At 69.5% G+C, this 8,194-nt stretch carries 4 protein-coding genes and 1 CRISPR repeat array; all 4 genes read left to right on the forward strand.

The window, feature by feature from the left end; all coding sequences use genetic code 11:
• The first annotated feature begins 118 nt into the window (after positions 1-118).
• The 4 genes from ACFV6D_RS15895 to ACFV6D_RS15910 all read left to right on the forward strand — a co-directional run bounded on the left by ACFV6D_RS15895 (position 119) and on the right by ACFV6D_RS15910 (position 6,836).
• A complete protein-coding gene (locus ACFV6D_RS15895) occupies positions 119-1,948 on the forward strand; it encodes a glycoside hydrolase family 15 protein (protein ID WP_380560152.1) in 1,830 nt (609 codons plus the stop codon).
• Positions 1,949-2,198: 250 nt separating this feature from the next.
• Complete coding sequence (locus ACFV6D_RS15900) at positions 2,199-2,969, forward strand: ricin-type beta-trefoil lectin domain protein (protein WP_107452810.1); 771 nt, start codon at positions 2,199-2,201, stop codon at positions 2,967-2,969.
• A gap of 646 nt (positions 2,970-3,615) precedes the next feature.
• Positions 3,616-4,376: a CRISPR direct-repeat array (repeat unit 28 nt; unit sequence GAGCAATCCCCGCGAGCGCGGGGCCGAC).
• 778 nt (positions 4,377-5,154) lie between these two features.
• Positions 5,155-6,312, forward strand: coding sequence for a helix-turn-helix domain-containing protein (locus ACFV6D_RS15905; RefSeq protein WP_380560154.1), 1,158 nt, complete (start codon positions 5,155-5,157; stop codon positions 6,310-6,312).
• Positions 6,309-6,836, forward strand: a complete 528-nt coding sequence (locus ACFV6D_RS15910; protein WP_380560156.1) for a hypothetical protein — start codon at positions 6,309-6,311, stop codon at positions 6,834-6,836. The genes ACFV6D_RS15905 and ACFV6D_RS15910 overlap by 4 nt, the downstream gene beginning before the upstream one ends.
• Positions 6,837-8,194: the final 1,358 nt, after the last annotated feature.

Raw genomic sequence — 8,194 nt, forward strand, 5'->3', positions numbered from 1 at the left:
CCGGCCGGGGCCCACGAGGCCCGGCCGGTGCTCGGCCCGGCCCCTACGCCGCCGGCGATCTACCATGGCTGGGAAGGCTTCGTCTCCAAGCCCGCGCCACAGCGGCGGGGAGGTCGGCATGGCGTTCGACACGACGGGGTTCGAGCAGGCGGACAGCGGCCGGTACCTGCCGATCTCCGAGCACGGCCTGATCGGCGACCTCCGGACGACCGCCCTGGTCGGCACGAACGGCACCATCGACTGGTACTGCTGTCCGCGCTTCGACGCGCCCAGCGTGTTCGGGGCCATCCTCGACGCGGACCGGGGCGGATCGTTCGAGCTGGCCGCGGACGTCCCGACCCGCACCCGGCAGTTCTACTTCCCCGACACGAACGTGCTGATCACGCGCTTCTTCGCCGCGGACGGCGTGGCGGAGATCCAGGACTTCATGCCCGTGGCCGAGGGGTCGCCCGAGGTCGCCCGGCACCGGCTGATCCGGCGGCTCATCTGCGTCCGGGGAATCCTCCCGTTCCGGGCGCGGATCGCCCCGCGTTTCGGCTACGGCGCCGAGGCGCACACCGTGTCCCTCGAAGGCCACGTCGCGGTGTTCCGCTCCCCGTCGCTCACGCTCGCGCTGACCGCCACCGCGCCGCTGGAGACCGACGGCCTGGACGTGTGGTCGCACTTCAAGCTCCTGGAGGGCGACTCCGTCGTGTTCGCCCTCGACCAGATCGGCGACGACGTCCCGGCCCGGTCGTGTCCGCGCGCCGAGGCGGAGGAACAGTTCGAGGCGACCGTCCGGTTCTGGCGCCACTGGCTGGCCGGGTCGCGCTACCAGGGGCGGTGGCGGGAGATGGTGCACCGCTCCGCCCTGCTGCTCAAGCTGCTCACCTACGCGCCGACCGGCGCGATCGTCGCCGCACCCACCACCAGCCTGCCCGAGCAGGTCGGCGGCGAGCGCAACTGGGACTACCGGTACATGTGGGTCCGCGACGCCGCCTTCTGCGTCTACGCCATGCTGCGCCTCGGGTTCACCTCGGAGGCCGAGGCGTTCATGGGCTTCCTCTTCGAGCGCATGCGCGACACCGCCGCGAACGGCCCGTTGCAGATCATGTACGGCATCGACGGGCGCACCGAGCTGCCCGAGTACGCGCTGCCGCACCTGGAGGGCCACCTGGGCTCCGCACCCGTCCGGGTCGGCAACGCCGCCACCGGCCAGCTCCAGCTGGACATCTACGGAGCCATGATCGACTCCATCTACCTGTACGACAAGTGGGGGCAGCCGATCAGCAGCGCCGGCTGGGAGGACGTCGGCATGGTGGCGGACTGGCTCTGCGAGAACTGGGACCAGCCCGACGAGGGCATCTGGGAGACCCGCGGCGGCCGCAGGAACTACGTGTACTCGCGGCTGATGTGCTGGGTGGCGCTGGAACGGGCGATCCGGATGGCGAACCGCCGAGGCCTGCCGGCCGACCTGCCCCGCTGGCGGCAGACCCGGGACGCGATCTACCACCAGATCATGCGGCGCGGCTGGTCGAGCGAGCTGGGCGCGTTCGTCCAGTCCCTGGACGACGGCGAACTGGACGCCTCGCTGCTGATGATGCCGATGGCCAAGTTCATCTCGCCCACCGACCCCAAGTGGCTCTCCACCCTGGACGCGCTCACCAAGGGCCTGGTCTCCGACTCCCTGGTCTACCGCTACAACCCGGCCACCAGCCCGGACGGCCTGAGCGGCTCCGAGGGCACCTTCTCGATCTGCTCCTTCTGGTACGTCGAGGCACTGGCCCGCGCCGGCCGCCTGGAGGAGGCCCGGCTCGCCTTCGAGAAGATGCTCACCTACGCCAACCACCTCGGGCTGTTCGCCGAGGAGATCGGCCCGACCGGCGAGCAACTCGGCAACTTCCCGCAGGCCTTCACCCACCTCTCGCTGATCAGCGCGGCCTTCAACCTCGACCGCGCGCTGGGCTGAGATCGCGTCAATTCGGCTGAATCCAGCCCCTGTTCGGCTCCCGTCCGACTCCTTTCAGACTCCCGTCCGGCGGGAACAAGCAGGTCGCGGATGAGCTGAGGTGAATGGCGACATCTTGTCGGCCCACATCCGTTGACGGCCCCAGGCGGCACTGCAATGCTCATGACCAAACCTGCGCAACATCTGAGCAGTGCCATCACCCTGTCATCACGGAAAGGGCCCAACCCTCATGCGCCGTACCGCTGTTGTCATGATGACCACGCTGCTGGCCTCCGCCGCGGCACTCACCGTCCCCGCCGCCGCCCAGGCCGCATCCACCGCCGCGCGCCAGGCCGCGCCCGCCACCGCCCAGGCAGAGCAGGCGAGTTCGAGCGCGGCGCTGGCCGGCGGGTGTAACGCCATCGCCGCCGGCGGCGGCCAGGTCATCGGAACCTGTTCGGGCATCAGCCCCCTGCAGATCTGGCGCGTGCAGGCGCAGTGCCAGTACTACGTCAACAACACCGGCCCGTACATGCGCATGGCGATCGGCGGAGCCGTCGTCGGGAGCGGGATGAGCACCGCCATGTGCAACTTCGGCGACACCATCATGTTCCCGCAGGTCGTCTTCCTCGGGACGGTGCCGCCGCCGGTCGCCGGGCCGCAGGGCCAGATCAGCGGCTACGCGAGCAAGTGCGTCGACGTCCGGGGCGGCGAGAACAAGAACGGCACCGCGGTCCAGATCTATGACTGCAACGGCACGAACGCCCAGAAGTGGACCGTCGGAGTGGACGGGACGATGCGCGCCCTCGGCAAGTGCATGGACGTGGAGGGTGGCAACACCGCCAACCACACCATGGTCCAGCTCTACGACTGCAACGGCAGCGGAGCCCAGCAGTGGAAGGCCCAGCCCGACGGCTCGCTGCTCAACCCGCAGTCCGGCCGCTGCCTGGACGACCTGGGCTTCGCCACCAACAACGGCAACCAGCTCGGCATCTGGGACTGCAACGGCGCCGACAACCAGAAGTGGAACCTCCCGCACTGATCCCCCCGCCCCCTCGGCCCGGCCGTGATCTCCCCCACGGCCGGCCCGACAGGGCCCCTCGAATCCCACCTCCGGAGCCACGGGGTCCGGAGGTGGGATTCCCGCCGGCAGCCCGGCTGCAGCCGGCCGATGGTCCCGTTGCGCGGCACGCCGCACAACGGGACCACCTCTTGTCGGCCACAAATGGTCTCGCCTATAAGCCAGTTGCCCACGCCGGCGACGGGGGTTTCGTGCCCCGCCCTGGAGGTCGACACCTTTCCGAAGGAGAAAGAAGCACGCGTTCGATTGAGCCCGTGTGGGCACCAGGACGGTTTCCGAAGACCCGGATGTCTCCCCAGAGATCACGCCATGGGCCCGGATTCGGGCCCATGACTGACCGAGCACCAGAACTGGCGGGATACGACGGCATGCCCCAAGGCCAACCGGGCGTTCCCGGCAACCAGGGGCCACACGAACGTGGCACATGGGACGAAGGGGCAGCCCCATAAAGTCCTGGCCCCCACCGACGATGGCGTCCCCCTCAACTACCAGGAGGGCCGGGAGCCGCCGTCCAGGCAGCGAGCCAACCTACTTCCTCCTGATGCCGGCAACCCCGCCCGGAGGCGCGAAGCCGAAAGGCCTGATTCTCCTCCTGGGCCGTCACCCCGGAACAATCCCCACAAGCGCGGGGCCAACTCCGGTCTCCGGGCGCCTCGAAGCACACCGAGGAGCAATCCCTGCAAGCGGGGGGCCGATCTCCAGGGCGATGCCCTCGGTGCCCTGAACCGAGAGCAACCCCCGCGAGCGCGGGGCCGACTGGGCCGTGCTGTTCCCCGGCGAGCCGGTGCTGGAGCAATCCCCGCATGTGCGGGGGCCAACCCGTACAAGGCGGAGCAGGACATCGAGCGGCGGGAGTAATCCCCGCGAGCGCGGGGCCGACAGTCCCAGCGCGCCCACAATGCCGGGCTGACGGGAGCAATCCCCGCGAGCACGGGGCCGACCAGGTCACCGAGGAAGACCCTGCGCTCGTCGTGGAGCAATCCCCGCGAGCGCGGGGCCGACCACAGAAGCGCGTCGGCCAGGCCGATCGGGAGAGAGCAATCCCCGCGAGCGCGGGGCCGACGAACAGATGGTCAGTGACCCGGGTCGAATCGGGGAGCAATCCCCGCGAGCGCGGGGCCGACCGTCTGGTGACCACCGGAGAGGCCGTGCTCTCGGAGCAATCCCCGCGAGCGCGGGGCCGACAGCACCTGCGTCGCCATCCGACTCAGACCTCGAGAGCAATCCCCGCGAGCGCGGGGCCGACGCCGGTGGGCGGCAGGCCAGGGCGAGTCAGCGGGAGCAATCCCCGCGAGCGCGGGGCCGACCACGGCCGCACCATGAAGGGCGCCACTGGCCCGGAGCAATCCCCGCGAGCGCGGGGCCGACACTTGCTGACCTGCGGTGATTCGCGTCAGGGGCCGTCAGTTGATTTAGTTCGATTAGGCAGGCGGCGTGTGAAGGAGTTCATGCCTCTTCCCCTCGACGAGACCAGCTCCCGGTGGTCACCGGTGTGATGGGCTGGTCTCCTGAACCATCCCCGCGAGCGCGGGGCCGAACTCTCCCAAGCCGTCCCCTTGGCCTTGTTCGGGGAGCAATCCCCGCGTGTGCGGGGCCGACACTACGGCCTTCACCTTGATGGTGCCGAAGGTGGAGCAATCCCCGCGAGGGTGGGGCCGACCCGTGCCACTGGGTTGGCACTGATGCTAGCGGAGAGCGATTCCCGCGGGCGTGGGGACGACTGCTGCCGAACGAGGAGGCGTGCCGCGTCACAGAGCTACAGATCACCAGCCTCTCCTGACCGCTTGAGTGGCTGCGTCCCACTGGCCCTGCCCAGTGGGGCACAGCCGCGTCCCGGCCTACGCGGGGAGGCCTTGGGCGGACGCGGACGCGGCCATCCGCTCGACAAGCCGGCATGTCCCCGAAGCAATGACGTGCGGCGGCCTGGTCTGTACCAATGATTGCAGCGGCCATTGCCGACCTGGCTCGCCACTGCGCCCGGCGGCACCCAATCACCGTGTGGCCGCGATTGCATTTCCGCAGGTCAGAGCACCTGTCGTGGCTTCGCTGTCAGTGCGCGCCGCGCACTCACTCAGGAGGGTGAACCCCAGGTCACAACCTGGTCATGTCGATTGCGAGAATCGCAACGCGACTGTACGGTCACAGCATGGATGCCGGACTGATTGAACGCGTGCGTCAGGTCATCGGCTCAACGGGTGAGACCCAGGCCGTCATGGCGGAGCGCATTGGAATCTCCCCAGACAAGCTGTCGAAGTCGCTTGGCGGGAAACGCCGCTTCACCTCCCTCGAACTGGCGCTGATCGCCGATTTCGGCGGCAGAACCGTTGACTGGTTGCTGCGCGGCGTCGAGCCGCGCTCGGCGCTCGGCGCCGCCGCGCGGAAGACGGGCGCCTGTGAGCACACCACCGACGAAGTGCGCAGACTCCTGGGCCGGTACGAGCAGGTGATCGACGCCTTGGCGCGGATCGGGAGCGACCTGCCGAGGCGCGCCCACAACCGCCCAGAGGGAATCGACGGCACGCAGCTCGCCCAGGCCGCCCTGGCGGCAGTGGGAGTCGACCCCTGGACCCTCTCGACCCAGAACCTAGCTTCAAGCTTCGAGCAGGCCTTCGGCGTGGAGATCGCGGGCGTCGATCTTCCCGACAAGCTGGACGGCCTGTCCTGGTCGACCGAGAGCTTCGACCTCATCCTCGTTGCCAAAACCAATGTGTGGACACGCCAACGGTTCACCCTTGCCCACGAACTCGGCCACATTCTCGCCGGCGACGCGCATGACGAGGCGGTCGTCGAGAAGGTGCAGCCGGGCCGGTCGACCACCGCGATGGAAGTGCAGGCGAACGCATTCGCTGCGGAGTTCCTGATGCCGCGTACCACCGTCCTGGCCGACGCCCGGGACCGAACGGCCGGCGGTGACCTGGTGGCGGAGCTGGCCTGGAAGTACCGCGTGTCGCCGAGCGCGATGGCAACCCGGCTGAAGGTGCTGGGGGTCCTGACTGCTGATCAGCGCAGGCAGTGGGGCGCGATGTTGACAGCCGACGGCGCCAGGATTGCCGGTGCCGCGGGGGCCTTGGAGCAGCACATGGTCAACACCGAGCGCAGCCAACGGGGTTGGCATCCTCGACGACTAACAGAGCTGGCAATCAAGGCTTATGCTTCGGGTGATACGACAGTCCGGCCGCTGGCAGCCCTCCTGGACCTCGACCCGGACGTGCTCCTGGACCTCCTGGAGCCCGCCCAGTTCGAGCCCGAGCAGCAGCAGGCGGCACCGTCCGATCCCGGAACGGAGCTCGCGTTCAGCCCATGATCAGCTGCTTTCCCGACAACACGGTCCTGTGCAACTTCGCGTCCGTCTCCAGGCTCGACATCCTGGAAAACGTACTGAGCGGCCGGGGTCGATGGACGGAAGCAGTGGCGTACGAAGCCAAGCGATCATCGCGATATCTGCCGGCCCTGGACCTACCCGACGTCTCCCGCTGGCTGGGGGAGCCGATCGAAGTCGACGACCCCGAGGCCGTGGAGCGGATTCGACAGGGCGTGTTCTTCGGCAGCCCGTCGGATCCGCTCAGGCATCTCGGGGAGTCCGAGACCCTGCACGTCATCAGCACCCGGGTGGAGTTCAAAGAGGCCACGTGGATCAGCGACGACAAGGCGTCGCTGGACCTCGCGCGACACAGAGGGATCCCGACGATGCGCACCAAAGACGTGATGGCGGTCGCCTGCGTCGGATTCATCGTCTCGAAGCAGGATGGATTCGCCCTTCTCCAGCAAATGGTGATGAACGGTCAGTCCATACGACTGCCCGCCACCGCAGATGAACTGATGCGCTGAACACGCGGCTGCGCCCCACCCCGAGCCTCCGGGGCGGGGCGCAGCTGCGTCCGGCGCCGTCACGCCGAACCCCCCAATCGGATCGCACGACAGTGGCTTCTTGAAGCCCCTCGGGATCGCGGGGCCGACGACGGCACGGAGGTCCTGGCCGGTTTCCTCGAAGAGCGGTCCCCGCGAGCACGGGGTCAACTGCGCGGCCGAGAGCTGACCAGCCATCACGGCAGAGCAATCCCCGCGAGCGCGGGGCCGACGTCTCCGCGGCTTTCAGAGCGTCGCCCGAGACGGAGCAATCCCCGCGCGTGCGGGGCCGACCAGATCGTGCTCACCCTGCGCCTGGCGCTCGCCGAGCAATCCCCGCGCGTGCGGGGCCGACAGAGCAGACGGGACGCCGCCAGCCTGGCTCGCGGAGCAATCCCCGCGAGCGCGGGGCCAACTACGGCTACATGCCCGCCCCTATGCCCGAGGAGGAACAATCCTCGCAGGCGCGGGGCCGATGATCGAGTGGGCATGTGGATCGGGCGGCCCGGGGAGCAACCCCCGCGGGCGCGGGGCCGATCGCGCAAGCGCACCGCACCTTCCGCACCCCCGGGAGCAATCCCCGCGAGCGCGGGGTCAACTGCGCGGCCGAGAGCTGACCAGCCATCACGGCAGAGCAATCCCCGCGACCGCAGGGCCGACCTCTCCCAAGCCGTCCCCTTGGCCTTGTTGGGGGAGAAATCCCCGCAGGCGCGGGGCCGATGCCGACGACGCCCTCGATGCGACCTGGTGGCCGGAGCAATCCCCGCGAGCGCGGGGCTGACTCCACCACGACGTTCGCCACCCCATACGCGAAGGAGCAATCCCCGCGAGCGCGGGGCCGACCGACACGAGATCAAAACACCCCGGGGGAGATCAGAGCAATCCCCGCGAGCGCGGGGCCGAGCTCTCCTAAGCCGTCCCCTTGGCCTTGTTCGGGGAGTAACCCCCGCGTGTGCGGGGCCGACACCGAGGCCTTCGCCTTGATGGTGCCGAAGGTGGAGCAATCCCCGCGAGCGTGGGGCCGACGTGCGCCGGTGGCGGCTACGGCCGCAGGACGGGCAGCAATCCCCGCGAGCGCGAGGCCGACATCGAGTACGTGCTCAAGCCCCGCGGCATCCCGGAGCAATCCCCGCGAGCGCGGGGCCGACACCCGGAACCCGGAGCCGCGCCCCACGAGCAGGGAGCAATTCCCGCGAGCGCGGGGCCGACACCCCGAGCAGACCGGCGGCTGCGGGGTGAGCAGAGCAATCCCCGCGAGCGCGGGGCCGACACCCGGAACCCGGAGCCGCGCCCCACGAGCAGGGAGCAATTCCCGCGAGCGCGGGGCCGACACCCCGAGC

The organism is Kitasatospora sp. NPDC059812 (assembly GCF_042732075.1).
Taxonomy (GTDB): domain Bacteria; phylum Actinomycetota; class Actinomycetes; order Streptomycetales; family Streptomycetaceae; genus Kitasatospora.